The following is a 22,727-nucleotide window of genomic DNA, read 5'->3' as shown; positions in this document are numbered from 1 at the left end:
CGGGATCACGCTACCCTCAGGCGGATGAGGCGGATGTGAAGACCGCAAGCTGCGCATCGAAGGCGCGCTTGTAGGCCGGCCGCGCCTTGCCGCGCGCGACGTAGGCGGAGAGGTTGGGATACGCGTCGAGCAAGCCTGAGTTTTCCAGCCTGCGCAGCACCGTCACCATCAGCAGGTCGCCGGCACTGAAGGCGCCATCGAGCCAGTCGGCCTCCGCGAGCCGCCTGGACAATTGGGCGAGCCGAACTCGGATACGATCTTCGAGCATCAGCAGGCGCTCCTGATACCAGTCCTTGTCCCGCTCCACGTAGGTGCTCGCTTCACGCTCGAGGATCGGCGGCTCCACGGTGTTAAGCGAGGCAAACATCCAAGTGATCGCCCGTGCGCGGGCATCGGCGTCACTTGGAAGCAGGCCGGCATGACGCTCCGCGACATGAAACACGATGGCACCGGTTTCGAACAGGGCAAGGTCGCCGTCCTGATAGGTAGGGATCTGCCCGAACGGCTGAAGCGCGATGTGCGCAGGTTCCTTCATCGTCTTGAAGGTAACGAGGCGAACCTCGTAGGGCTGCCCCACTTCTTCGAGCGCCCAGCGAACGCGCATGTCGCGTGCGAGACCTCGGCCGCGATCGGGCGATTTTTCAAAGGCGGTAATCGTGATCGTCATCTTATCCTCCACGGCTTGCCTGTCCTGAAGACGATTGGCCGAGCGGGATGCCGACATTCATTTTCGCCGCTCGGCGCCGGAAGCGGAAACCGCGATGATGCTGGCAGATAAAGTGATCTCTTCCTCGGTCGGAGAACAGCCGGCTCGCTTCAAAAAGACGTACTGCTCGTCGAGACTAGCCCGAATGGACAGCTTGCTCCAACAGCCGTGGCGAAGTATAAAAGTGTCATAAACGTTATTGTCGAGCGCAATGGAAGTTGATGCCGGCAATTGCGTATCGCTTTCGCCTTTTGACCATGGATGTACTGGCAGAAGCCTTGAGAGCGAAAAAGAAAAGAAGGCCGGAGCCAGCGCGCTCCGGCCTTTTTTGCTGTCTGCTTATCGCTGCGATGCGCAATCCTATTGGCGCGGGCTTGCACCTTTAGCGGTCACGCATTGTTCCTGCTCCACGAGGGCTAATCCAGGGGTAGGTTTCCCCGTTTCGTCCTGTGGATGTTCGCGCCCCGTTCGCGACGGAGGGTCTAGGTGCTGCGATGCCGTGCCATCAGCTTTGCCTGAAGCACGACCACGACGAGCAGGAAGGCGCCGCGGATAACGGACTGCCAGTAGGCGGAAAGCGAGATCCAGCCGAGGCCGTTTTCGAAGTTCAGGATGTTGAAGACCATGGCAAGCAGCAGCGCGCCGGCAAGCGTCGCACCAACTGAGCCGGAACCGCCGGTCAACAGCGTACCGCCGACGACGACGGAAGCGATCGCGAAGAGTTCCCAGCCCACGCCTTCCGTCGGTTGCCCCGCGCCGAACTGGGAAGCGAGGATGACGCCGGCAAGACCGGCGAGCGTGCCCGAGGCGAGATAGACGCCGGCAAGCGCGCGCTCCACCTTCAGGCCCATCAGGCCAGCCGTCGCCTCGCCGTCACCGATCGCCAGGATATGCCGTCCGATCGAGAGCTTTTGCAGCACGAGCCAGCCGAACACATAGGCCGCAAGCGCGATCCAGGCGGGAATGGGGAAGCCCAAAAAATCGTCCTGCCCGATCACCGTGAAACCGGTGTCATAGGAGACTGAGACAGACTGGTTGTCCGCTAACAAAAGGCCGGTGCCATAGGCGGCGAGCATCGTCGCGAGTGTGGCGATGAAGGGCTGGATCCGCATCTTCGTAATGATGAAGCCGTTGAGCGCGCCGACGGCAAGGCCTGCCGCCATGCCGCCCGCAAGCCCCGCCGCCCAATGATAGGGGGATAACAGGGCTGCCACCACGCTTGCCATCGCCGCCGTGCCGCCGACCGACAGGTCGATGCCGCCGGTGATGATGACAAAGGCCATGCCGAGCGCGATCAGCGCGAACATCGAGTTGTAGCGCAGGAAGCTCAGGATGTTATAGGGCGACAGGAAGTTTTCATAGCGCAGCGCCCCGAAGAGGATGAGACCGGCAAGCGCCAGGATGACGCCGAACCGGGCAAGGTCGCCGGAGTTCTTGACCAGGAAGAGGCGGAGGATCGGTTGCATCGTGGTTGCCTCTAATGTTTGCTGGCGCGCTGCTGGATGAAGACGGCGGTGACAATCAGCCCGGCCTTGACGATGAGCGCTGCCGCATCCGGAACGCCATTGGCAAGCAGCGTGTAACGCACCAGCTGGATCACGAGCGCGCCGAGTACCGTGCCGACGATGTTGGCCCGTCCGCCCGTCAGTAGCGTCCCGCCGACAGCAACCGCGGCGATAGCATCGAGCTCCATGCCGAGGCCGACAAGGTTGGCATCGCTTGCAGAGTTGCGGGCAACGACGATGAGACCGGCCACACCGGCAAGCGCGCCGCTTATCATGTAGACGAAGAGCTTGACCCGTTTCACCGGTATGCCGGTCAGGCGGGCGGCCTTCTCGTTGCCACCGACGGCGATGATCTGTCGGCCGATGACGGTGTAGCGGATCATCGCGAAAGCCGCTGCGACGATGACGATCATCAGCAGGACCTGGGCCGGAACGCCGGCGATGCGACCGAGTGCGATGAACTGGAAGCCTTCATTCTTGAAGACCTGCAGGTTGCCGTTGGTCATCACCTGGGCGATGCCACGGCCGGCGATGAACAGCACAAGCGTGGCGATGATCGGCTGGATCGAAAAGCGGGTGACGAGGAAACCGTTGAAGAGGCCGAAGAGGGCAGCGGCGGCGATCGGCAAGAGGAAGGCAAGAGCCACCGCGAGCGCCATGTTTTCCACCGGCCAGAACTGGCCCATGAAGATCATCGGCGCCAGTGCGCCGGCAATTGCCATCAACGAACCGACGGAGAGGTCGATGCCGCCGGTGGCAATAACGAGCGTCATTCCGGTCGCGACGATGACGATTGTCGCAACCTGGGTGAGGTTCACGTTCAGCGTCTGCAAGGACAGGAAGTTCGGCGTGACGGCGACGTTGAAGAGGATCAGCGCCAGGAAGGCGACGAAGGTGCCGTAGCGGCTGGCGAGCGTCAAAAGCCTGTTTCCGGACGAAAGGGTTCCCGACGGCTGCGGGGCAGGGGTCTCGATCGTCGTCATGTCATTCTTCCTGGTGGGCTTCCTGGTGGACTTCCTGGTGGGCCATGGCGGCAAGCAGCGCCGTCTCGCTCAAGTCCTTGCGCGACAGCGTCGCGACGGAAGTACCGTCGCTCAGGACCGTCACGCGGTCGGCGGCGGCAAGCAGTTCTTCGAGTTCAGACGAAATCATCAGCACGCTCAAACCCTCGTCGGCGAGACTGCGCAGGAGTTTGAGGATTTCCGATTTGGCGCCGATGTCGATGCCGCGCGTCGGCTCATCTACGATGAGGACCCGCGGGTCTGTGGCAAGCCAGCGGGCGAGCAGCACCTTCTGTTGGTTGCCGCCGGAAAGCTCCTTGATCGGCTGATCGGGGGAGGCACATTTGACGCCAAGCGCCCGGATGTAGCGGCTGACGATCTCATCCTGGCGCGCGCGGTCGACGATACCGGCTTTCTTCAGCTTTGGCAGCAAGGCGAGCGTCATGTTTTCGCGGATGCTCATGTCGGGCACGATGCCATCGATCTTCCGGTCCTCGGACACGAGGCCGATCCCATCAGCGATCGCATCCGCCGGTTCGCGATAGCTGCGTCCCTGTCCCTCCATGCGGATCGTGCCGCGCTCCATCCTATCGGCGCCGAAGATCAGGCGCGCCGTTTCGGTGCGGCCGGAGCCGAGCAGTCCGGCAAGGCCGGAGATCTCGCCCTCTCGCACAGCAAGGCTGACGTCGCGCACGCGCACGCCGGCGCCCGCCTTGTCGAGTTCGAGGCGGACGGGCCGCACCGGCGCGTCCTTCTCCGGTGCCATGGCCTGAAAGGCGGCAAGCTCCTTGCCGAGCATGTGGCGCACCAGCGCCATTTTCGGCATGTCCGCCATCGGGCTTTTGGCGACCGTCTGACCATCGCGCATGATCGTCACGCGGTCGCAGATCTCATAGAGTTCGTCGAGCCGGTGGCCGATGAAGATGACGGCGACGCCGGAGCGTTTCAGTGTGCGGATCGTATCGAAGAGGATGGCGACCTCGCGCTCGTCGAGCGAGGACGTCGGTTCGTCCATGATGACGAGCCGGGCGCTCTGCGTCACCGCGCGGGCGATCGCCACCATCTGCCGTGTCGCCGCATCGAAATGCGCGACGGGACGGTCGACGTCGATCGTCAGGTTGAAGGTTTTGAGCACCGCTTCGGCCCCGCGCCGCATGGCGGAATAATCGATCATGCCGAACCGCTTCGGCTCGCGGGAGAGGTAGATGTTCTCCGCCACCGAGCGCTGCGGGGCGAGATTGATTTCCTGGTAGATCGTTGCGATCCCGGCGGCCTGCGCCTCAGCCGGCATCGAGAAATCGACATCCCGACCGTCGTAGGCGATGCTGCCTTCGTCCCGGCGATAGACGCCGGTCAGGATCTTGATGAGCGTCGACTTGCCGGCGCCGTTCTGGCCGACAAGCGCCATGACCTCCGCCGGTTCGACCTCGAGCGAGGCGGATTTCAGTGCCGGCACGCCGGCGAACGCTTTGGAAATGCCCTGCATGGACAGAAGCATGGGTCTCCTCCCTATCTTCGCCATCCGCCGCCCCATTTGGGGGTGGGCGTCATCAGCCTACACTTGAACGGGCTGAAGGTCATGCTGCCGTCAAAAAGACGGCCGAGACGGTTGCGCCGTCCCGGCCGTGGAGGCTCGGGAGATTGGATCAATAGGCGTTGGCGAGTTCGGCGGCCGCGTTGGAGGCGTCGTAGAACTTGTCGTCGTTGATGATCATCGGGTCGATCTTTTCGCCCTTGGCGTAGCGCATCATCGTCTCAAACGCCTTCGGCCCGAAGCGCGGGTTGCACTCGACGACGGCTGCGATCTTGCCGTCGACAACCGCCTGCACGGCCTCCTTGCCGCCATCGATCGATAGCACCAGGACGTCCTTGCCCGGCACCTTGCCGGCCGCTTCGAGTGCCGCGATCGCGCCGATCGCCATTTCGTCGTTGTGGGCGTAGATCACGTCCGCATCAGGATGGGCCTGGAGCAGGGCTTCTGCCACCTGGCGCCCTTTGTCACGGGCGAAATCGCCGGTCTGTGAGGCGACGATCTCGAAACCGCCGGCCGCTTTGATCGCCTCGTCAAAGCCCTTCTTGCGGTCGTTGGCGGGCGACGACCCGGTCGTGCCTTCGAGCTCGATGATCTTCGACTTGCCGTTGGCGTTCTTTACCAGCCATTCGGCAACGCGCTTGCCTTCTTCGACGAAGTTCGAGCCGATGAAGGTCAGATAGTCCTCGCCGGCCTTGGCCAACGACGGATCGACCGAGCGATCGAGCAGGATCACTGGAATGCCCGCCTTTTTCGCGGCCATGACGGCGGGGATCAGCGGCTTTTCTTCGCGCGGCGCGAGAAAGATCACATCGACGCCTTGAGCGATCATCGAGTTGACGTCGGCGACCTGCTTGGCGGCGGAACCGGCGGCATCCGTATAGACGAGCTGGAAGCCGAGCTTTTCCGCTTCGGCCTTCATGCTGTTCGTCTGGGCGATGCGCCAGGGATTGTTGGATTCGGTCTGCGCGAAGCCGACCTTGTATTTGTCCTTCTGCTCGAGCTTCGGCACTTCGGCGATCGCGACACCCGCAAGGGCGAGCGCGCCGACGGCCGTTGCCGCCAGCATGAAGGTACGACGGGAAATCGTGGTCATAATCGGGTTCTCCTCCCAGATTGGCCGGTGCTCCTCTACCGGACGTGAGCGTTTTTGCGCTTCACATCTCCAAATCTTGCGCTAATAATATTAGCAGTCAAGGCCAAAATTTATGAGCACTTGCAAAAGCCCGCGTGCGGTGCAATGCACGCTCAACTGCATGTTTCCTTTAATCGTCTCCGATTGAAGGGGAAAAACATGCAGAAATTCAAAGTGCTACAGCGACCTTTGCACGTCTCCTAGACGCGCGGTGCTGTAGGGTAGGGGAGCACACATGGCCAAGGGAAACGGGCGAAATCTGGAGAAAAAGGGGGAAGGACGCCCAACCATGACGGATGTCGCCAGGATAGCCGGCGTTTCCCAGTCAAGCGTTTCCCTGGTGCTGAACGAGATGTCGGGCTCGCGCATCTCGCCCGAAACGCAGCAGAAGGTGCGCGAGGCTGCTCATAAAATCGGTTATAAACTGCCAGCGACCCGAGGTCCGGTTGCAGCGGCGCCGGCGGTAGAGAAGGACACAATCGCCTTCATCGTCGATGAAATCTCCACCAGCCCGCACCCGGTCGTCAGCCTCGATGGCATTCGCGATTATGCTTTCGAGCAAGGCATGCTGGTCTCGGCGCATGTCACCCGCTCGAATCCGGAACTCGAGGAAGCGGTTCTGCGGTCGGTCCTGCGGGACCCCTCCATCGCCGGCGTCATTTACGCGACGATCTTCACCCGCAAAGTTGCCGTTCCCGAGGCGTTGGCGCCGCTGCCGACCGTGCTTCTCAATTGTTACTGCGAGCCGCGCCAGCATGTGGCGATCGTGCCGGGCGAGGTCGCCGGCGGTTTCGCCGCCACGGCGCATCTGACGGCGCTCGGCCACAAGCGCATCGGCTTCATCAACGGCGAGTGCTGGATGGACGCCGCCATGGATAGGCTAAAAGGCTACAAGCAGGCGCTTGCCTCAGCCGACATCGCTTTCGACGAGACGCTGGTGCGCGATGGCGACTGGCTGCCGCTCCGCGGCTACGAGGCCGGGCTGGACCTGCTCTCCATGCCCAACCCGCCGACAGCCATTTTCTGCGGCAATGACCTGATGGCGATCGGCGTCATGGAGGCGGCGCAGGAGAAGGGCTTGCGGGTTCCCACCGATCTCTCGGTGATGGGCTATGACGACCAGGAACTGGCGCGCTACACCCATCCGCCGCTCTCGACCCTCGTGCTGCCGAACTACGAAATGGGCCAGAAGGCGGCTGAACTCCTGATCGACATGGCGATCCACGGAAAACACATGCGGCCGATGACGATAAAAGTCGACGGACCGCTGGTGATTCGCGATACCACCGCTCTCCTGTCCGCAGCCAGAGCTTCAAAGAGCGCTCGATAAACGCCGTCAGCAGCGCTCCCTCCCTTGCCCCGCCGCGGCGCGCGCGGGGCCGTGACGCCGACGCCGGTAATCTAGATACTTCGGATCCCTTGCTCAGCGTGTGTCATTAGCACGACCGCCATCAAAACGCTCGTTTGTACACAACGGTTACGTGTGTTATCCGGCCGCGGTGATTTTCGGCGGTCCGTGAGTCTGCGTCCAGCAGACTGCAATCGCGGTATTGGGATTGGTTATTGATGTTTGAGAAGGAAGCCTACTGGGTTTCGTGGTTGCGCTGGCATCTCTATCGAAAGCGCAGGGGCAAGCAGGGAGATGCCTTCAAAGGTGCCCTGCTGAAAATGCGGACGGCCGTGCGCAGACTGCCAAGGGGTGCACTGGTGCTTGATTGCGGCGCCAACGTGGGTGATGTCAGCGGCTATTTCCTGGCCAAGGGAATGAAGGTAATTGCGTTTGAGCCGGACCCGACTGCACTTGCGGTCCTCAAAGCGCGCTTCCCGAACGAGCCGCGACTAGTCATCGAGCAGAAGGCTGTCGGGGCGGCCGCCGGCTTTGCGCCATTCTATCAGACCGAGGCGCTTGCCGATGGCAACATCAAGGAGACGATTGCCTCCTCCTTGATGCGTCGCGACGTTCACACGACGGCACCCGTTGCTCAGGTGGAGATCGCCAACCTGGCTGAATACATTCGTGGTTTGCCGGAGCGCGTGCGCATCCTCAAACTCGACATTGAAGGTTACGAGGCTGAAGTCCTCGAAGCCCTGCTCGCGGAACGCCTCGAGCGTCAGATCGACTTGATCCTGGTGGAAACCCATGAATTCTTCTCGGAAGAGTTAGCCGCCCGGATCGGTGCGCTGCGCTTGCGGATCGAACGGGAGAAGATCACGAACGTCTGCCTGGATTGGCACTAGAGCAGGCGGATCGTCGCTCTCACCTGGTTGCGCTTGGGTACTTGGTGGCGATCTTGCCACATCCATGGCACCCGGGAGGCAGGTGCTTCCGGTCGAAGTCCCGCGCGAACGTCGAGTCTTAGTATGAGGGGCGGAGGGCAGTAGAGGCTTGCTTCTCGTCGTCAGTCACTCGCCAACTAAGGCGCGCTGGATTGCTCAGCATAGGTTCATCGTCGCGCTAGACCAGCCGTGACGCCCCACCAAGAAACCGTGTTATCTGCTTCTAGCAGAAATCGAGATATACTGAGCATCGTCATGTGGCCGCTACCGTGGCAATACATTGAAGGGACGCGCGGTGACCCCGGCGACGGCGTGTCACTCGTTCGAGAGCAGTCAACCGCGCAACTAACCGTTCGGAGCGAGAAGGGCAATCGCGCCGGAGCGAAGCGCTTCGATCAAGTACTGAGCGATGGCATGGGTCTATCGATTTATTTGAGACGGGCAGCGGCCTGATCTGTCCGCGCGCAAGCTCCTAGCGCACGTGCTTGTACACCGTCGTTCGCGACAATCTCAGAATGCGCGCCGTCTTTGCGATGTTCTGGCCGGTGATATGATAGGTCGACCGTATTTCGCTGCATTTGCTTCGGTCCAGGGGGCGCGAGTGACACCTGTCGCAAGTGTCGTCGGCGTGCCTCCCACCCACTCCGCTGTCGTCGAAGGAGTCTTCGTCAAGGTAGTCCATGCGCCGCCGCACGAGGGCGCGTTGGAGTGTGGTCTTCAGTTCACGTATGTTGCCTGGCCAGGAGTGGGCGGCGAGACGGGCGATCGCCGCATCCGTGATCGGCGTGTCTGGAGCGAATCCTTGCATCAGGTGCCGGACTACGCCGGCGAAGTCGCTGCGGTCCTTGAGCGCCGGAAGACTGACGCTGAAGGCGTTGAGACGGTAGTAGAGATCGGCGCGGAACTCCCTGGCCGCCACCATTTCCTGCAGATTTCGATTTGTGGCAGACACGATCTGGACGTCGACCTTTCCGATCTTATGTCCCCCTACGGATCGCACTTCCATGCTGTCCAGGAAGCGCAGAAGCGACGTCTGCGCTGCCAACGGGATGTCGGCAACCTCGTCAAGGAACAGCGTTCCCTTGTCGGCGGCGCGGGCAAGGCCCGGCGAGCCCTCGGTGCGTGCGTTTGTAAACGCGCCACGCTCGTGGCCGAAGATCTCGGCTATGAACAGGTTTTCCGGTAGGGCACCGCAGTTCACAGCGACAAACTCGCCCTTGCGCCCACTCAAGGTATGGACGTGGCGGGCCATCAGGTCCTTTCCGGTGCCCGTCTCGCCCGTGATGTGGACGGGCATGCGCAGCTTTGCCGCGTCGGCGACGTCGGCAATCGACCGATTTACCTTCGGATCGTCGCACACAAAGTCAGGCGCTCCCGCTCGCGGCAGAAGGGCAGGTGAGGCAAGTAGCGGGCTGGAAGGCATGACCGCTTTGCGCAGTCCGATCTGGCGGCAGACCATGAACACGCCGCTTCCGGCTTTGTCGCGGATCCGAATGGCGCCACCGCCGAGGAGCTCGTCCATCGCCGCTCCGAATCCAGCTTCGAACAGATCGTCGAAGCGACTGCCGATCATTGCAGGCAACCCGGTCAGCAGTGCGCGCCCCGGCCGATTTAGCGAGATCACAAGTCCGTCCCGGCTGACAGACAGCAGGCCGGCGGACAACGTATCGAGATATTCGACACGCGGGTGGAAGGCGAAAATGAAGCTTTCCGAACATTCCTGGTAGATCAGTCCATTTTCGATCTGGGCGGCCGCCATCCGTACGAGCGCGTGGGTGTGCTCCTGACGGGCCTCATGGGCACAGGAAGCGTCGAGCAGGCCGAGAATCTCACCGCGGGAATTGAGAATCGGCGCTGCCATGCAGCTCAAGTGGCCGTGACAGGCGAAGTAGTGCTCGCGGCCATAAATCGCGACGGGCTTGTGGTTCGCCGCAGCAAGGCCCAACGCGTTCGTCCCGCGCAGCCCTTCGTCCCAGAGGCTTCCGGGAATGATCGATCTTCCGGCGGAACTGTCGGCGAAGTGAGCGTCGCTGATGGTATCGAGCACCACGCCGCCAGCATCAGCGAGGGCGATCATGAAATTGGATCCCGCAATCTGGGAATGGAGGAGCTGCATCTCGGCCAGCGCCAGTCTGCGCAGCGCTGCATTGTGCTCGCGCCGTTCGTTAACCCGCGCGAACGGAACGACGCAGCTTTGCGGCTCCGCATTCGGGTCCAATCCCAGATCACGGCATCGCTGCCAACTGTCGGCCACGAGAGAAGGCAGGCCGCCAAGCGGCAGGCGGCCACCAACCTCCAGTGCGCTGCGGGCGCGCTCGATCCCTGAAAGATGCATGGCTCCTCCTCATGCGCTCATCCCGGCCCAAAATGCGTCGCGCGCGCTGCCATTGCAATAGACAGAAACTGAACACTTTCGAATGTACAGGCGTTCAACCAGTTCACACTCCGGACATGCGTAGTTTCGGTTAAATACCTGAAAGACATAGATAAATAAATCTGGCACAGCCCTTGCTACCGTCACCGCCGAACGCGGACTTGTTGTCCCGCGGAACGAGGAGTGACAGGCATGAAGGCACAGGTGCTGACCCAATACGACGACTATCTGAAAGCAGACCAGTGGGTCTCGCTGCAGGATGTACCCGATCCCAAGATCACCAAGTCCAGCGACGTCATCGTCCGGATCGGAGGCGCAGGGGTCTGCAGGACGGACCTTCACATCATCGAAGGCGTTTGGCGCCCACACATGGATCCCTCCGGCAACAGCCTGCTACCGCTCATCATGGGGCACGAGAATGCGGGCTGGGTCGAGGCGGTCGGCAAGGAAGTGGAGGGCATCAAGGTCGGGGATCCGGTCATCGTCCACCCGAAGATCTCCGGCGGCAGCTGCCTCGCCTGCCGACGCGGCTTCGACATGCACGGGCCTGGAAAGTTTCCCGGGCTCGACTGCAATGGCGGCTATTCCGAGTACCTCTGCACCTCTGAGCGAAACATCGTGCCGCTGCCGAAGACGTTGGCACCGAAGGAAGTCGCTCCCTATGCCGACGCGGGTTTGACTGCCTACCGGGCGGTGAAGAAGGCGACCCGCCACCTGCTGCCGGGTGAGAGTTGCGTCGTCATTGGCGCGGGCGGCCTTGGCCACATCGGCATCCAGTGCCTGAAGGCGATGTGCGCGGCAGACGTGATCGTGGTGGACATTTCCGACGCGTCACTCGCGCTTGCGGGGAAGATCGGGGCCGACAAGCTCGTCAAGGCCGACGGCAACGAGGTCGAGGCCGTGCTTGAGCTGACGGACGGGCAGGGCGCCGAGGCGGTCATCGACTTCGTCGGCGAAAAGGGCACCACCCTGAAGGGGCTCGCCATGACCCGTCCGATGGGCAGCTACTACGTTGTCGGGTACGGCGAGGACATTCGCGTGCCGACCGTCGACCTGGTCATCACCGAGAAGAACATCGTCGGCAACCTCGTGGGCACGTGGGCCGAACTCACCGAGCTGATGGCGCTTGCAGACCGCGGTCTCGTGGATCTCACGACCGTGGAGTACCGCCTGGCCGACGCCAACCAAGCCCTTCGGGATCTCCGTGATGGAAAGATCCACGGCCGCGCCGTCCTGATCCCATGAAGAACGATCGGGAGGCGTCAGCAGGGCCCTCCCGAGCGAACCAACCCAACCAAAACCAACTCGGGCAACCTGTGGGAGGAGACCACACATGAAACTGAAGAACTTCCTCTATGCGTCGGCTTGCGCTCTCGCGACGACAGTCGCATCTGGCGCTCAAGCGGCGGAGATCGACTACAGCCAGTTCGGCGATTACGCAAAGTACGGCAAAGCCAAGGATGTCCCCGGCGCGTGCTCATACGAGGCGATCGACAAGAAGGACTATTCCGGGCGCACCCTGAAGGTCATCAGTCACGCGGTTCCGGTGATCGGAGAGCCGACCGACCTGCACGCCAGGCAGTTCGAGGCGCTGACCGGGGCCAAGGTGGATGTCGTCCATATCCCCTTCGGTGATCTCTATCAGCGCATCATGATTCCGTTCCAAACGGGGCAGGCGGCGTACGACGTTCTGTTCTACCCTTCGCTGTGGATCGGGGACCTTCATAGCTTCCTCGCCCCCGTTCCCGACACTTACAAGGAACTCAGCGGCCTCGATGACGTAACCACCAACTACAAGGACGTCGCGACCTGGGGCGCCGAAATGGTGCAGTATCCGGTCGACGGCGACCGTCACTACATGAAGTACCGCTCGGATATCTTCGACAATCCGGAGATGCAGGTCAAATACAAGGCCGAGACCGGGCAGGACCTCAAAGTCCCGGAAACCTGGGAGGAATACAACGCGATTGCGAAGTTCTTCTCGGGCTGGGATTGGGCCGGCGACGGCCAGCCGCATTTCGGAAGCGCTGAAGTGACGAAGCGCGACGACCTGATGTTCTCGGCCTTCATCAGCCGTGCGGCCGCGTATGCGAAAAACCCTAACGTGAAAGGCGGCTTCTTCTTTGATCTCGAGACGATGGAACCGCAGGTCAACAATCCGGGCTGGGTGAAGGCCCTGGAAATGTTCATCGACGCGCAGAAGGCCTTCCCGCCGGGGGGCGCGAACTTCGGGCTGGGCGATGAGATCTTCTCGTTCGGCGGCGGCCAGACTCTGATGAGTTACTCCTGGGATGATGCCTTCGTGCAGGCTCAGGAAAAGGACAGCCCGATCCGCAACAAGGTCGCGGCAGCCCCGCTTCCCGGTGCCAACGAAGTCTGGAACCGCACGACGAAGACCTGGGACAAGTTCGAAGTGCCGAACGCGCCGCCATACGTCACCTGGGGCTGGACCTCCGCGGTCGCAAAGGCGTCGAAGAACCAGGACATGGCGTTCGACTATCTCTGCTTCTTCTCGAATGAAGCCAACACCACCCTCGACCTGCAGATCGGCCGCTTCGGGGTTAACCCGTACCGCAGGACGCACTTCGACCCGCAATTCTGGCAGGACAAGCTCGGCTGGGACCGGAAGGTGGCGGAAACCTACGTGCTCACCCTCAGCGGCATGGATGAAAGCACCAACCGAGTCTTTGACCTGCGCGTCCCCGGCGTGAACCAGTTCATGTCGACACTCGCCAACGGAGTGGCCGAAGCCATGGCCGGGCAGAAGAGCCCGCAGGAAGCGCTCGACGGCGTGGCTGCCCAGTGGACCGAGATCGTCGCCAAGGTCGGAGCGGACAAGGTTCGTGCGGCCTATGCGAACGTTGTTGAACTCGAGGACCGGGGACGCTGAGGCAATCGCTTAAGCGACGCAACAGACGGGGCGGCCCGCCGTTCCGTCTGTCCTTCAAACGTTCGATATCACATGGGGACAAGGCGCATCATGGGTCACACCGGGTTTCGCTTCTACAAACTATCTTTCCTGCTGCCGGGGCAACTCGTGCTCCTGGCAATCATCCTCTTTCCGCTGCTGTTCACCCTCCGCGTCTCGCTGTCGGGCTGGGACGCGATCTCGCCCGGACTTGGTTGGACCGGGCTGGCGAACTACGCAGCCCTTCTTGGCGACACGCGGTTCTGGGAGGCGATGCTGCGCTTGTCGGGTATGGCCGTCGGCTCCGTTCTGATCCAGTACACGCTCGGATTCGCGCTTGCACTGCTGGTCTGGCGCGAGATCGCCCTGCGCCGCTTCTTCCGGGTCCTGTTCCTCATCCCGATGATGACGACTCCCGTGATCATGTCGGTGATCTGGCGCACCATCTTTCATGAATCGCTTGGCCCGGCCAACGACCTGCTCGGCGCGATCGGACTTGGTCCTTATCCATGGCTCACCTCCGCGAACTTCGCGATGGCGGCGGTCATGATCGTCGAGATCTGGCAATGGACGCCGTTCATGTTCCTGCTGCTGCTTGCGGGCCTCCTGAGCCTGCCGCGGGAGCAGTTTCTGGCTGCAGCCATCGACGGAGCGGGTCCGATCCGGACGTTCTTCAACGTGACCTTTCCTCTGCTGGTTCCGGTGTCCATCGGAGCGATCGTGATCCGGCTGATCGAGGCGTCGAAGATCATGGAGACCGTCTACGTGCTGACCTCCGGTGGACCGGGAACCGCGACGGAAACCGCTGGCTACTACATCTACATCAAAGGACTGCGCGATTTCGAGATCGGGTACGCGGCATCCCTTTCCATCACCTACCTGGTGATCATGATCGTGCTGCTGACGATCGTCGCCAAGCTCCTGGTTCGCACATTCATCGGAAGGAGCGCCTGATGCTCAAGATCCTCAAATACCTCGCCGTGGCGTTCTGGAGCGCCTTCGTTGTCGCGCCTCTGCTGTGGGCGATGACCACGAGCTTCAAGTCGGCAAACGGAGTGACAAGCGGTCCGACCTATCTTCCTTTTGTCGGATATGAGCCTTCGCTCGGCGGCTGGCGCAGTCTCTTCGGCGGTGCTGGGGGCATCGACATCGCGAAGCCCTACCTCGACAGCCTGATCGTGACTGGAAGCGCCAGCTTCATTTCGATCGTGCTCGGGACACTTGCGGCCTACGGGCTGTCCCGGTTCGACTACCGGGCTGGCATCGTGAAGAACACGGACATCATCTTCTTCTTCGTCTCCCAGCGCATCATGCCGCCGATCGTGCTGGCGATTCCATTCTTCCTTATGCTCCAGTTTCTCGGGCTACTCGACACCAAGGCAGGGCTGATCCTCGTCTACGTTGCGCTGCTTCTGCCCATAGCGGTTTGGATCATGGTCGATTTCTTTGACGGGGTCCCTCGCCAGATAGACGAGATGGCCATGCTCGACGGCTGCACGCCATTCCAGGCCTTCTGGCGCGTCGTATTGCCGAACTCCGGAGCCGGAATCCTGGTCGCGGGAATGTTCTGCCTCATCTTCGGCTGGAACGACTTCTTCTTCGCCTTCACGCTGACTTTCACCGACACGCAGCTCCTGCCGGTCGCCGTCGTTTCGTTGAATTCATCGGTGACGCCATGGTGGAGCCTTTCCGCTTCCGCCCTCGTGTCCGTCGCCCCGCTCATCCTTATCGCCGTTTTCGCCGAGCGCCTCCTGTCGCGCGGCACGCTTTCCGGCGCGATCCGGTAGGAGACAATATGACCCTTGTTCTCGATAAACTTGGCCTTGCCCGCAATGGCGAGGTCCACCTCGATGGCGTGTCAGCCTCGTTTGAGCGTGGCAGCCTGACCACAGTGCTTGGACGCACCCTGGCGGGCAAGACGACGTTGCTGAGGGCGATCGCCGGACTTCAGCCGATCGACAGCGGCAGAATGGAGCGTCAGGGCTGCGAGTTCGGCTTGTTGCCGCCGTGGCGGCGCGATGTGGCCATGGTCTACCAGCAGTTCATCAACTATCCGCATCTCTCGGTTTTCGACAATGTTGCTTTTCCACTGCGGAAGCGAGGTGTCCCGGATGCCGAAGCGCGCAGTCGCACGGAGACCGCTCTCGGCATGGTTGGGCTTTCGGATTTCAGAGCGCGAGCGCCGACTGCGCTGTCGGGTGGGCAGCAGCAACGCGTCGCTCTCGCTCGAGCGCTCGTACGTCGCGCCGACATCCTCCTTCTGGACGAGCCACTGGTCAATCTTGACTACAAGCTACGCGAGCAGTTGCGAGAGGAGTTTCGCGGTCTGCTCACGAGCCAGAGCGACGGCATCGTGATCTACAACACGACCGAACCCGCAGAGGCGATGATGCTGGGCGACCGCATCGTCGTGATGCACCACGGCCGGATCTTGCAGGCGGGAACGCCAAAGGAAGTGTTCGAACGCCCGGCAAATGTGGCCGTGGCCGGGATCGTCAACGATCCGCCAATGACGATCCTGCAGGGAAAACTTGAAGATGTCCGTGTAACCTTCGGGAATAACGTCGATTTCCTGGTGCCGAGACATCTGGATGGTTTGACCCGCGGCCCCTACCGCTTTGGTATCCGTGCGACGGAGATCGCGCCCAGTGAAACCGGAGGGGTGATCGGACGAGTGGAATTCTCGGAGGTTTCCGGATCGGAGACGTTCGTGCACGTGGTGACACCGCTGGGCGAGGCTGTGATGCAACTTCAAGGAGTTCATCATGTGCTCACTGGTTCCGAGATGCGCCTGTCCTTCAGCCCTGAACGGCTATTCGCCTTTAATACCGACGGAGAGGGCGAACTGCTCCGGGCTCCCACGACAGGAGAATACTGATGGTTGCTATCCATCTTGATCGGATCGGGCATACATACGGGACGTCCGCCGCATACGCGCTGGAAAAGACTGATATTCACTTCGAGAATGGCAAGACGTATGCGCTCCTGGGTCCGTCCGGCTGCGGCAAGACGACGATGCTGAACATCATATCCGGGCTGCTGACCCCTTCCGACGGTCGGGTGTTGCTGGGAGGTCGGGACGTGACCCGCGTCAGGACAGCAGACCGCGACATCGCGCAGGTCTTCCAGTTTCCCGTTGTCTACCAGTCGAAGACCGTTTTTGAGAACCTCGCGTTTCCGCTTCAGTGTCGGGGCTGGGAACGAGGCCGGATCGCTCGCAAGGTGAACGAAATCGCCGAACTTCTTGATCTCACTGCGCGTCTCGATCAGTCGGCTCGGAGGCTCACCGCTGGCGAGAAACAGTTGATTTCACTGGGGCGCGGACTTGTGCGCGACGACGTCGCGGCGCTTCTCATGGACGAGCCACTCACCGTCATCGACCCCCACATGAAGTTCGACCTTCGGCGCAGGATCAAACAGGCCAACGATCAGACCCGCCACACCGTCGTCTACGTCACGCATGATCAGAACGAAGCGATGACCTTCGCGGACGAAATTCTCGTCATGAGCGCCGGCCGCGTCGTCCAGCGCGGCACCCCGCGCGAATTGTTCGAGGAGCCACGCAACGTTTATGTTGGGACTTTCATTGGCTCTCCTGGAATGAACTTTGTTCGGGCGGAGCGCGGCGAAGGGGACCTTCGGCTCGGCGGCGTTCCTCTCTTGAGCGGAGAGCGCTGTCACGGGATCCCTCACTCAAGCGAGGTAATGTTTGGAATAAGGCCGGAGCATCTTCAATTTGCTACCGTCGAAGAGGCTGGGATCCCAGCCTCAATCCTCGCCGTGCAGAACCTCGGCAGCTCCCGTGTGGTGGATGTCGCCATCGGGACACACCGTTTGCGGATAAAGGTCCGGAGTGACGTTTCCCTGCCGACAGGACAAGTGCAAATCCGGGCAAATGCCGATCAAATCCGTTTATATACCGGGCAGGATCTCCTTAGCTGATCCGAGAAAAATGGGCGACGGTTTTAGATGACCCCAATAACGAGCCGACGTTCACGAATCCCTGATGGAGGACGTGCAGTTCAGTCCTCTCGCCGGCTACCTTCGGCAAACACTTGGCGGGTGCCCTTGTAGCAGTTGTAGCGGAAGCCAACCAGGACGCGCGGCGAAACGCCGCGCGTCCTTTCGAGGTCAGATAGGCTGATATCGGAAGTGCTCTCGGGCCCACGGCAGGAGTTTCGTCGGCTGCTTTTCCGAGACCACGTTTGCAAGCTCGACGTCAGCCGCGGTGAGCGTGCCCATGTAAGTGTGCGCCTCAAAGTAATCGAAAGTCGCCTCAACTTCCGCCGGAAAGACGCCCGGCGGAGCGCGATTAAACGTGAATTCGTGTCCGAGCTGCCGAAGTGTTTCAATGATCTCGGCGAAGCTCATGAAGTCACCAACCAACGGCAAGTATTGGCCATTGCCTGCCACTTCAGGGCGGGCGAACGCCCCTGCGACGATGCCACCGAACTCGTTGATGTCGCCCATGTGAATGCTGCGCGAGTCTGGGTTCAGCGGGAGCGTCCAGCCATAGGTGCCGTCTGATTGCTGCTGCGGCGCCAACACCGTCAACAGGTTCTGATAATAGAACGGCGGGACTACAAACGTGTGATGCGCGAATCCGGCGGAGCTTACAATGCGATCCACCTTGGCCTTACCGGTGTAATGCGGAACGTTAAAACGACCGGCGCTAATCGTTTCGACATCCGGCAGTGTAGACCAGATCAGGTGCTCGACACCGGCCTCTCTAGCAGCATCGATTGCAGTTGTTGCCTGCTTGATCTCGTCGGCCCCCTCTTGCCAGAAGTTCGTCACGAGGAAGAGCCCATGTGCACCCGATAGGGCCGGCTTGAGGGTCTCCGGTCGGTCAAGATCAGCCTCAACGACTTCGTCGGCAAGATCGCTATGTACGCTTGGATAACGGGTGAGGGCACGGGTCTTGAATTGATTATTGACCTTGAGGGCGCGCAAGACAGCGCCTCCCTGCTGGCCGGTTGCGCCGATGACGGCGATGGTCTTCTCAGTTCTGGATGACATGTTCATTTCCAATGTCGGTCTCGAGTTTCGGTGCCGAGAGCGTTTCTGCGCTTCCCCGGTTTTCGCGTCAGATACTAGGCGCTTCGCAAGAGCGTTCTTTCCGCCTAAGCCTGTCCGTCTCCTGCAATGTCGATGACGATCTTTCCGAAGGGGGCGCCGCGAACCTGGTGTTCGAATGCCTCCCGGGAGCTTTCGAATGCGAAACGCTTTCCGATAACAGGGTGGATGTCATGCTTTTCGATGAAAGCGTTCATTTCCTCGAAGAGCTTGCGCGAGCCGACCCGAACGCCGCGCACGTTGACCGTGCCGCCGAGGATCAGCATGGGGTTCAGCGCTCCCTTAGGGTTCATCAGGCCGACAAAATGCACGGTGCCTTCGCGGGCAGTTGCAGCTATCGAGCGTTCCAACGTGTCGGACCCGACGGCATCAACGACGTGCTCGACGCCCTGTCCTCCAGTGAACTCACGGGCGCGTAGGTGCCAGTCGGGATCCGTCGTGTAGTTGATGACGTGGTTGGCGCCTGCTTCTTTCGCGAGGGCGAGTTTTTCATCACCAGACGAGATGACGATCGTCTTTGCTCCCAGCGCTCTGGCGAATTGCAGTGCAAACAACGCAACGCCGCCTGTTCCGGTGATGAGCACTGTTTCCCAGGCGCGGACGTTTCGAACCGCATTCCATGCGGTGACCGCGGCACATGGAAGTGTAGCGGCTTCCTCGTAGGTGAGGTTCTGGGCCAGGTGGACTAGTCCCTCCTCATGGAAAGTCCTGAACTCTGCGAGCACGCCATCAATCCCGTGTCCCAGTGTCGTGCTGGAATCAACCGCATGCGACGGGATGGGGCCGTAGATCCAATCCTGCACGAAATTTCCCACAACCCGGTCGCCGACCGCGAAACGACGCACCAGCGGGCCGACGGCGACGACCTCGCCTGCGCCGTCCGAAAGTGGAATGGTGGCGCGCGGGAGTTGAATTCCGTCCTCTCCGTTAAGGTAGAAGCTGTCTTTGTAATTGAGGGACGCTGCCCGCATTTTCACCAGCACTTCGTTTTGTGCCAATTCAGGCATAGGCTCGTCGAATAGATCGAGCCCGTCCAGGTGCGGAGCTGTCAGTCTAAAAGTGCGCATCTGCGATGTTTTCCTTTGGCTTGTCATCGATACCGGGCTCGCCCCGCGGTCTGGCGTGGCAGAACATCAATCATGCGGCGGGGGAGCGATCGGAAATCCCTCGTCCGTCGACGCTAAGTGCGCCCGAACCAAAGGCGACGATCTGCAGCAACCCGCCCGCGATCGCCATGTTTTTGAGGAAATTCGTCGCCTGGATCTGGTCCGCCAGATCGGCGTGAAACGCGAACGCGGTCACGATACAAAAAGCCGCAAGCAGACCCGCTACAATCCGTGACCTGAAGCCGACAAAAAGGAGGAGGCCACCGCCGATTTCAACAACGACGGCGATCAGATATGCGAGATCGGGGAGGGGGAGGCCGGCGGAGGCGATGTAGCCCCTTGATCATGGCAGCGTTGGTGATCTTGGAGAAGCCGCTCACCAGAAAAATCATGCTGATGAGCAAGCGGCCAACCGGTGGAAGGTAGCGGATGTTGTTAGACATTGCGGAGATCTCTCGTCTTGAGCTTGGTCACTGGAACGGTGCTGACGATTAGCTAGACGGTAATCAACCGAACAAAAAGCTGGATAATATTGCGCAATTTGTTCTAATAAGTGGGATGAACAATCCGCATCCACCCACACTCGAGCAGCTCCGCGTGTTCCTCGCCATTGCGGACGCCGGAAGCTTTGCGGGTGCTGCAAGGCAGCTCAACCGCGCGACATCCGTTGTGAGCTACCAGCTCGCGAACTTGGAAGCGCAGTTAAACCTCTCGCTGTTTGACCGTCGGACGGCGAAACGGGTGAGCCTCACCGAGGCGGGCCGGGCACTGTTGCCCGGCGCTCGGGCAGTCACAAGGGAGGTGGGCGGTTTGCTCACCCGCACCAGAAGCCTCCTGCAAGGCGAAGAGGCCGAAGTCTCCCTCGCCGTCGACGTGATGATGCCGATCCCCACGCTCACCGAAATCCTCAACGCATTCAGTGCTGCCTATCCGACCGTTACCCTGCGATTGCATGTCGAGGCTGTTGGGGCTGTGACGCAGCTCGTGCGCGACGGCGTCGCCGACCTCGGCATCAGCGGGCCTGTGCCGACGGCTGCAGAGGGTTTGGAGTTCGTTCCACTCTACTCAATTGCCATGGTTCCGGTTGCGGCCCCGAATCATCCGCTTTCCGTGGAAACAGACAGCGCAGTCGCCGCGCTTAAGGCGCGGGATTATGTGCAGCTTGTCCTATCGGATCGCTCGAAACTATCTGAGGGTCGGGACTTTGGCGTTCTCTCCGAACAGACATGGCGCCTGGCTGATCTTGGTGCGAAGCACGCATTGCTACTTGCGGGGGTCGGATGGGGATCCATGCCAGAGCCGATGATAAAACCTGACCTGGAAGCCGGTCGATTAGTGCGGCTCCCCTTGAACCTATGGAAGGACGCTCGTTATCATCTTAGGGCAGTTTACAGGTCCGACAAAGCTCTGGGACCGGCGGGTCGTTGGCTGTTGGATCGGGTTCAGCGCCGTGAAATTGGCGACTGACCGAAGCACCATACAGATGGAGCCTGACATCCTCGTCGCCATGATCAGTCGCCAGTAAATCAGCGAACACGGCTCCGAGCGTAGTCTCGACTGGTCGGACCGGCGCACAAAGGCGTGCGACTGAAAACCACGCTCATACCAGCAGTAAATGACCTCCGGCCCCGTGGGCGGTCGCGAGATTGCCGATCATTCAAGTGACCTTCCGTTGCGCTGCCGTGGACGGCAGCGGGCCTGTGCTCCGTAGCTGCGCCGCTTTGGGCAACTACCAGCTTTTCTGGTTCTTCCGTCGAGGGTTGGAAAGATTCGAGTTCAATGAAATGGAACAAAGCGAGGCTAGGTCGCCAACGGTGAGCGAAGCAGGGCCGGGCCGAAGTTCCGAAGCAGTCTTCGCTGCCGCCGTAGCCTGGATAGCAAATCAACCCCTGACGATAGAGACAATCGAGGTCAGAAAGCCGCATCCGGCGAGGTGCTTGTCGAGATCATGGCGACGGGTGTCTGCCACACTGACGCATAACCGCGGCGCAAAGCTGCGGGTCGCGCAAAAGCTTCCGGTAGCGCCGACGCCGGTCCTCAGCCATCTGTTGAGCCGTCACGTGCCAATAGCCCTCGGCAATGGGGACTTCACGATCGTGCCAGAAATTCCGTCGTAGCTCGCGGCAAATGGTCGAACGGTCGCGACGAAGCGTCCGCGCGATCTCCGCCTGGCTGATCTTCTTCTCAAGCATCCGCGCAATAACGCGGCGTTCATCCATACTCAACTGCGCAAAAGAGCGGGCCACATCCATCCTCCTGAAACGATGGCCAAAGGGTGTGAGTTCACGCCGAACTGCGACTTGCGCGTGCAACGCTAACCGACACGCCGCATTTGCGCGAGCAGTTTCTTGCGGAAGACTTCCGCGGGCGTTCGATAGCCGAGGCACTTTCGGGGCGTCGAGTTAAGCCGATCGCAAATGTCCTTCAGGTCACCGTCGGTGATCGATAGAGGATCCACCTCTCTCGAAAGCCATTTGCGAGCACGGCGATTGGTGTTCTCAACGGTGCCTTTTTGCCACGGCGCCTGCGGGTCGCAGAACCATGTCTGCGTTCCGATGCCAGCCTGGAGATACGGCCATTCGCTGAATTCGGTGCCACGGTCAAAGGTAATCGACCGGCGGGCGAGATGGGGCAGGGACTGCAGCGCCTGGATCAGCCCGTCCATGATCGGCTTCGATTGCCGGTCATTGTTGCGCAGGAAGACGGCAAAGCGACTGACTCGCTCGACCAGCGACGTCACATTGGCCTTGCCGAACTTCTTGCGAAATTGAATGAGATCGCACTCCCAATGACCGAACTGCTTGCGCTCGTCGACCGCGTCAGGACGATGGAGAATGTTGAGTTCCGGGCTGAAACGGCGGCCGTAGCGCCGCCTGGCATGCCGCGGTCGACGTCTCGCGCGACGTTCCGGCAGATGCCGCCGCAGCTTGATGGCAAGGCCGTCTGCGGAATAGGCGAATTTGTAGATCGTCTCGTAGCTGACGGAAATCGGATGACGCTCAAGCCGCATGCGGCCGGCGATCTGCTGCGGCGACCAGCCATGCATGATCCGCTCCAGCAACCGGCGAACCTGGCGGGTGCTCAGCTCAAGCACATGTGCCGCCGACA

Annotated in this window: 18 protein-coding genes and 2 pseudogenes; 9 read left to right on the top strand and 11 right to left on the bottom strand. The window is 61.0% G+C overall.

What is annotated here, in order from left to right; translation table 11 throughout:
• Positions 1–16: 16 nt before the first annotated feature.
• The 5 genes from IB272_RS33150 to IB272_RS33130 all read right to left on the bottom strand — a co-directional run bounded on the left by IB272_RS33150 (position 17) and on the right by IB272_RS33130 (position 5,839).
• Positions 17–667 (bottom strand): glutathione S-transferase family protein, encoded by a 651-nt coding sequence (locus IB272_RS33150; RefSeq protein ID WP_192445794.1) that lies wholly within the window; start codon positions 665–667, stop codon positions 17–19.
• Between the two features lie 521 nt (positions 668–1,188).
• Positions 1,189–2,172: an ABC transporter permease gene (locus tag IB272_RS33145; protein ID WP_060580698.1), complete on the bottom strand. Its 984-nt coding sequence runs from the start codon at positions 2,170–2,172 to the stop codon at positions 1,189–1,191.
• An 11-nt stretch (positions 2,173–2,183) separates the two neighbouring features.
• Positions 2,184–3,194: an ABC transporter permease gene (locus tag IB272_RS33140; RefSeq protein WP_034803379.1), complete on the bottom strand. Its 1,011-nt coding sequence runs from the start codon at positions 3,192–3,194 to the stop codon at positions 2,184–2,186.
• A gap of 1 nt (position 3,195) precedes the next feature.
• Entirely contained in the window at positions 3,196–4,710 is a 1,515-nt protein-coding gene (locus IB272_RS33135) for a sugar ABC transporter ATP-binding protein (RefSeq protein ID WP_060521186.1), read from the bottom strand.
• A 148-nt stretch (positions 4,711–4,858) separates the two neighbouring features.
• Positions 4,859–5,839 carry an ABC transporter substrate-binding protein gene (locus tag IB272_RS33130; RefSeq protein ID WP_057251674.1) on the bottom strand — a complete coding sequence of 327 codons (981 nt, stop codon included), beginning with the start codon at positions 5,837–5,839 and terminating at the stop codon, positions 4,859–4,861.
• A gap of 274 nt (positions 5,840–6,113) precedes the next feature.
• Between IB272_RS33130 and IB272_RS33125 the strand changes: the two genes are divergently transcribed.
• Together IB272_RS33125 and IB272_RS33120 are read left to right on the top strand one after the other, a co-directional pair.
• Positions 6,114–7,208 carry a LacI family DNA-binding transcriptional regulator gene (locus IB272_RS33125; protein ID WP_192445793.1) on the top strand — a complete coding sequence of 365 codons (1,095 nt, stop codon included), beginning with the start codon at positions 6,114–6,116 and terminating at the stop codon, positions 7,206–7,208.
• A gap of 236 nt (positions 7,209–7,444) precedes the next feature.
• Entirely contained in the window at positions 7,445–8,116 is a 672-nt protein-coding gene (locus IB272_RS33120; protein WP_034803387.1) for an FkbM family methyltransferase, read from the top strand.
• A 511-nt stretch (positions 8,117–8,627) separates the two neighbouring features.
• On the opposite strand, the gene IB272_RS33115 is transcribed toward IB272_RS33120, so the two are convergent.
• The gene (locus IB272_RS33115; RefSeq protein ID WP_192445792.1) at positions 8,628–10,490 is read right to left on the bottom strand and encodes a sigma-54-dependent Fis family transcriptional regulator; all 1,863 of its coding nucleotides are present in this window, start codon (positions 10,488–10,490) and stop codon (positions 8,628–8,630) included.
• A gap of 231 nt (positions 10,491–10,721) precedes the next feature.
• Between IB272_RS33115 and IB272_RS33110 the strand changes: the two genes are divergently transcribed.
• From IB272_RS33110 to IB272_RS33085, 6 genes are all read left to right on the top strand, one after another.
• Positions 10,722–11,774 (top strand): NAD(P)-dependent alcohol dehydrogenase, encoded by a 1,053-nt coding sequence (locus IB272_RS33110; protein ID WP_192445791.1) that lies wholly within the window; start codon positions 10,722–10,724, stop codon positions 11,772–11,774.
• A gap of 88 nt (positions 11,775–11,862) precedes the next feature.
• Entirely contained in the window at positions 11,863–13,419 is a 1,557-nt protein-coding gene (locus IB272_RS33105) for an extracellular solute-binding protein (RefSeq protein ID WP_192445790.1), read from the top strand.
• A 90-nt stretch (positions 13,420–13,509) separates the two neighbouring features.
• Positions 13,510–14,391, top strand: a complete 882-nt coding sequence (locus tag IB272_RS33100) for a sugar ABC transporter permease (RefSeq protein ID WP_192445789.1) — start codon at positions 13,510–13,512, stop codon at positions 14,389–14,391.
• Positions 14,391–15,224: a carbohydrate ABC transporter permease gene (locus IB272_RS33095; protein ID WP_192445788.1), complete on the top strand. Its 834-nt coding sequence runs from the start codon at positions 14,391–14,393 to the stop codon at positions 15,222–15,224. Before IB272_RS33100 ends, IB272_RS33095 begins: the two co-directional genes overlap by 1 nt.
• Before the next feature lie 8 nt (positions 15,225–15,232).
• Complete coding sequence (locus IB272_RS33090) at positions 15,233–16,315, top strand: ABC transporter ATP-binding protein (protein WP_192445787.1); 1,083 nt, start codon at positions 15,233–15,235, stop codon at positions 16,313–16,315.
• Positions 16,315–17,379 carry an ABC transporter ATP-binding protein gene (locus tag IB272_RS33085; RefSeq protein ID WP_060529887.1) on the top strand — a complete coding sequence of 355 codons (1,065 nt, stop codon included), beginning with the start codon at positions 16,315–16,317 and terminating at the stop codon, positions 17,377–17,379. Before IB272_RS33090 ends, IB272_RS33085 begins: the two co-directional genes overlap by 1 nt.
• Before the next feature lie 189 nt (positions 17,380–17,568).
• On the opposite strand, the gene IB272_RS33080 is transcribed toward IB272_RS33085, so the two are convergent.
• The 3 genes and pseudogenes from IB272_RS33080 to IB272_RS33070 all read right to left on the bottom strand — a co-directional run bounded on the left by IB272_RS33080 (position 17,569) and on the right by IB272_RS33070 (position 20,062).
• Positions 17,569–18,456: an NmrA/HSCARG family protein gene (locus IB272_RS33080; protein WP_060609886.1), complete on the bottom strand. Its 888-nt coding sequence runs from the start codon at positions 18,454–18,456 to the stop codon at positions 17,569–17,571.
• 104 nt (positions 18,457–18,560) lie between these two features.
• The gene (locus IB272_RS33075; protein ID WP_060529889.1) at positions 18,561–19,580 is read right to left on the bottom strand and encodes an NAD(P)-dependent alcohol dehydrogenase; all 1,020 of its coding nucleotides are present in this window, start codon (positions 19,578–19,580) and stop codon (positions 18,561–18,563) included.
• Between the two features lie 70 nt (positions 19,581–19,650).
• Positions 19,651–20,062 (bottom strand): annotated as a pseudogene (locus IB272_RS33070) (DoxX family protein).
• Between the two features lie 115 nt (positions 20,063–20,177).
• On the opposite strand from IB272_RS33070, the gene IB272_RS33065 reads away from it, so the two are divergent.
• Positions 20,178–21,086 (top strand): LysR family transcriptional regulator, encoded by a 909-nt coding sequence (locus IB272_RS33065; protein ID WP_060529891.1) that lies wholly within the window; start codon positions 20,178–20,180, stop codon positions 21,084–21,086.
• Between the two features lie 479 nt (positions 21,087–21,565).
• Here the strand turns inward: IB272_RS33065 and IB272_RS33060 are convergent, their stop codons facing one another.
• Positions 21,566–21,838, bottom strand: coding sequence for a helix-turn-helix domain-containing protein (locus IB272_RS33060; RefSeq protein WP_060529892.1), 273 nt, complete (start codon positions 21,836–21,838; stop codon positions 21,566–21,568).
• A 95-nt stretch (positions 21,839–21,933) separates the two neighbouring features.
• Positions 21,934–22,692 (bottom strand): annotated as a pseudogene (locus IB272_RS33055) (IS30 family transposase); the annotation flags it as partial.
• Positions 22,693–22,727: the final 35 nt, after the last annotated feature.

The sequence above is a fragment of the Ensifer sp. ENS08 genome (assembly GCF_014852195.1).
In the GTDB taxonomy this organism is placed as follows: Bacteria; Pseudomonadota; Alphaproteobacteria; order Rhizobiales; family Rhizobiaceae; genus Ensifer; species Ensifer adhaerens.
This window is presented reverse-complemented; position numbering and strand designations above follow the sequence as displayed.

Excerpts from the sequence above, each read along its gene's own strand:
- IB272_RS33150 (WP_192445794.1), bottom strand. The coding sequence starts at position 667 with ATGACGATCACGATTACCGCCTTTGAAAAATCGCCCGATCGCGGCCGA.
- IB272_RS33145 (WP_060580698.1), bottom strand. The coding sequence starts at position 2,172 with ATGCAACCGATCCTCCGCCTCTTCCTGGTCAAGAACTCCGGCGACCTT.
- IB272_RS33140 (WP_034803379.1), bottom strand. The coding sequence starts at position 3,194 with ATGACGACGATCGAGACCCCTGCCCCGCAGCCGTCGGGAACCCTTTCG.
- IB272_RS33135 (WP_060521186.1), bottom strand. The coding sequence starts at position 4,710 with ATGCTTCTGTCCATGCAGGGCATTTCCAAAGCGTTCGCCGGCGTGCCG.
- IB272_RS33130 (WP_057251674.1), bottom strand. The coding sequence starts at position 5,839 with ATGACCACGATTTCCCGTCGTACCTTCATGCTGGCGGCAACGGCCGTC.
- IB272_RS33125 (WP_192445793.1), top strand. The coding sequence starts at position 6,114 with ATGGCCAAGGGAAACGGGCGAAATCTGGAGAAAAAGGGGGAAGGACGC.
- IB272_RS33120 (WP_034803387.1), top strand. The coding sequence starts at position 7,445 with ATGTTTGAGAAGGAAGCCTACTGGGTTTCGTGGTTGCGCTGGCATCTC.
- IB272_RS33115 (WP_192445792.1), bottom strand. The coding sequence starts at position 10,490 with ATGCATCTTTCAGGGATCGAGCGCGCCCGCAGCGCACTGGAGGTTGGT.
- IB272_RS33110 (WP_192445791.1), top strand. The coding sequence starts at position 10,722 with ATGAAGGCACAGGTGCTGACCCAATACGACGACTATCTGAAAGCAGAC.
- IB272_RS33105 (WP_192445790.1), top strand. The coding sequence starts at position 11,863 with ATGAAACTGAAGAACTTCCTCTATGCGTCGGCTTGCGCTCTCGCGACG.
- IB272_RS33100 (WP_192445789.1), top strand. The coding sequence starts at position 13,510 with ATGGGTCACACCGGGTTTCGCTTCTACAAACTATCTTTCCTGCTGCCG.
- IB272_RS33095 (WP_192445788.1), top strand. The coding sequence starts at position 14,391 with ATGCTCAAGATCCTCAAATACCTCGCCGTGGCGTTCTGGAGCGCCTTC.
- IB272_RS33090 (WP_192445787.1), top strand. The coding sequence starts at position 15,233 with ATGACCCTTGTTCTCGATAAACTTGGCCTTGCCCGCAATGGCGAGGTC.
- IB272_RS33085 (WP_060529887.1), top strand. The coding sequence starts at position 16,315 with ATGGTTGCTATCCATCTTGATCGGATCGGGCATACATACGGGACGTCC.
- IB272_RS33080 (WP_060609886.1), bottom strand. The coding sequence starts at position 18,456 with ATGTCATCCAGAACTGAGAAGACCATCGCCGTCATCGGCGCAACCGGC.
- IB272_RS33075 (WP_060529889.1), bottom strand. The coding sequence starts at position 19,580 with ATGCGCACTTTTAGACTGACAGCTCCGCACCTGGACGGGCTCGATCTA.
- IB272_RS33065 (WP_060529891.1), top strand. The coding sequence starts at position 20,178 with ATGAACAATCCGCATCCACCCACACTCGAGCAGCTCCGCGTGTTCCTC.
- IB272_RS33060 (WP_060529892.1), bottom strand. The coding sequence starts at position 21,838 with ATGGATGAACGCCGCGTTATTGCGCGGATGCTTGAGAAGAAGATCAGC.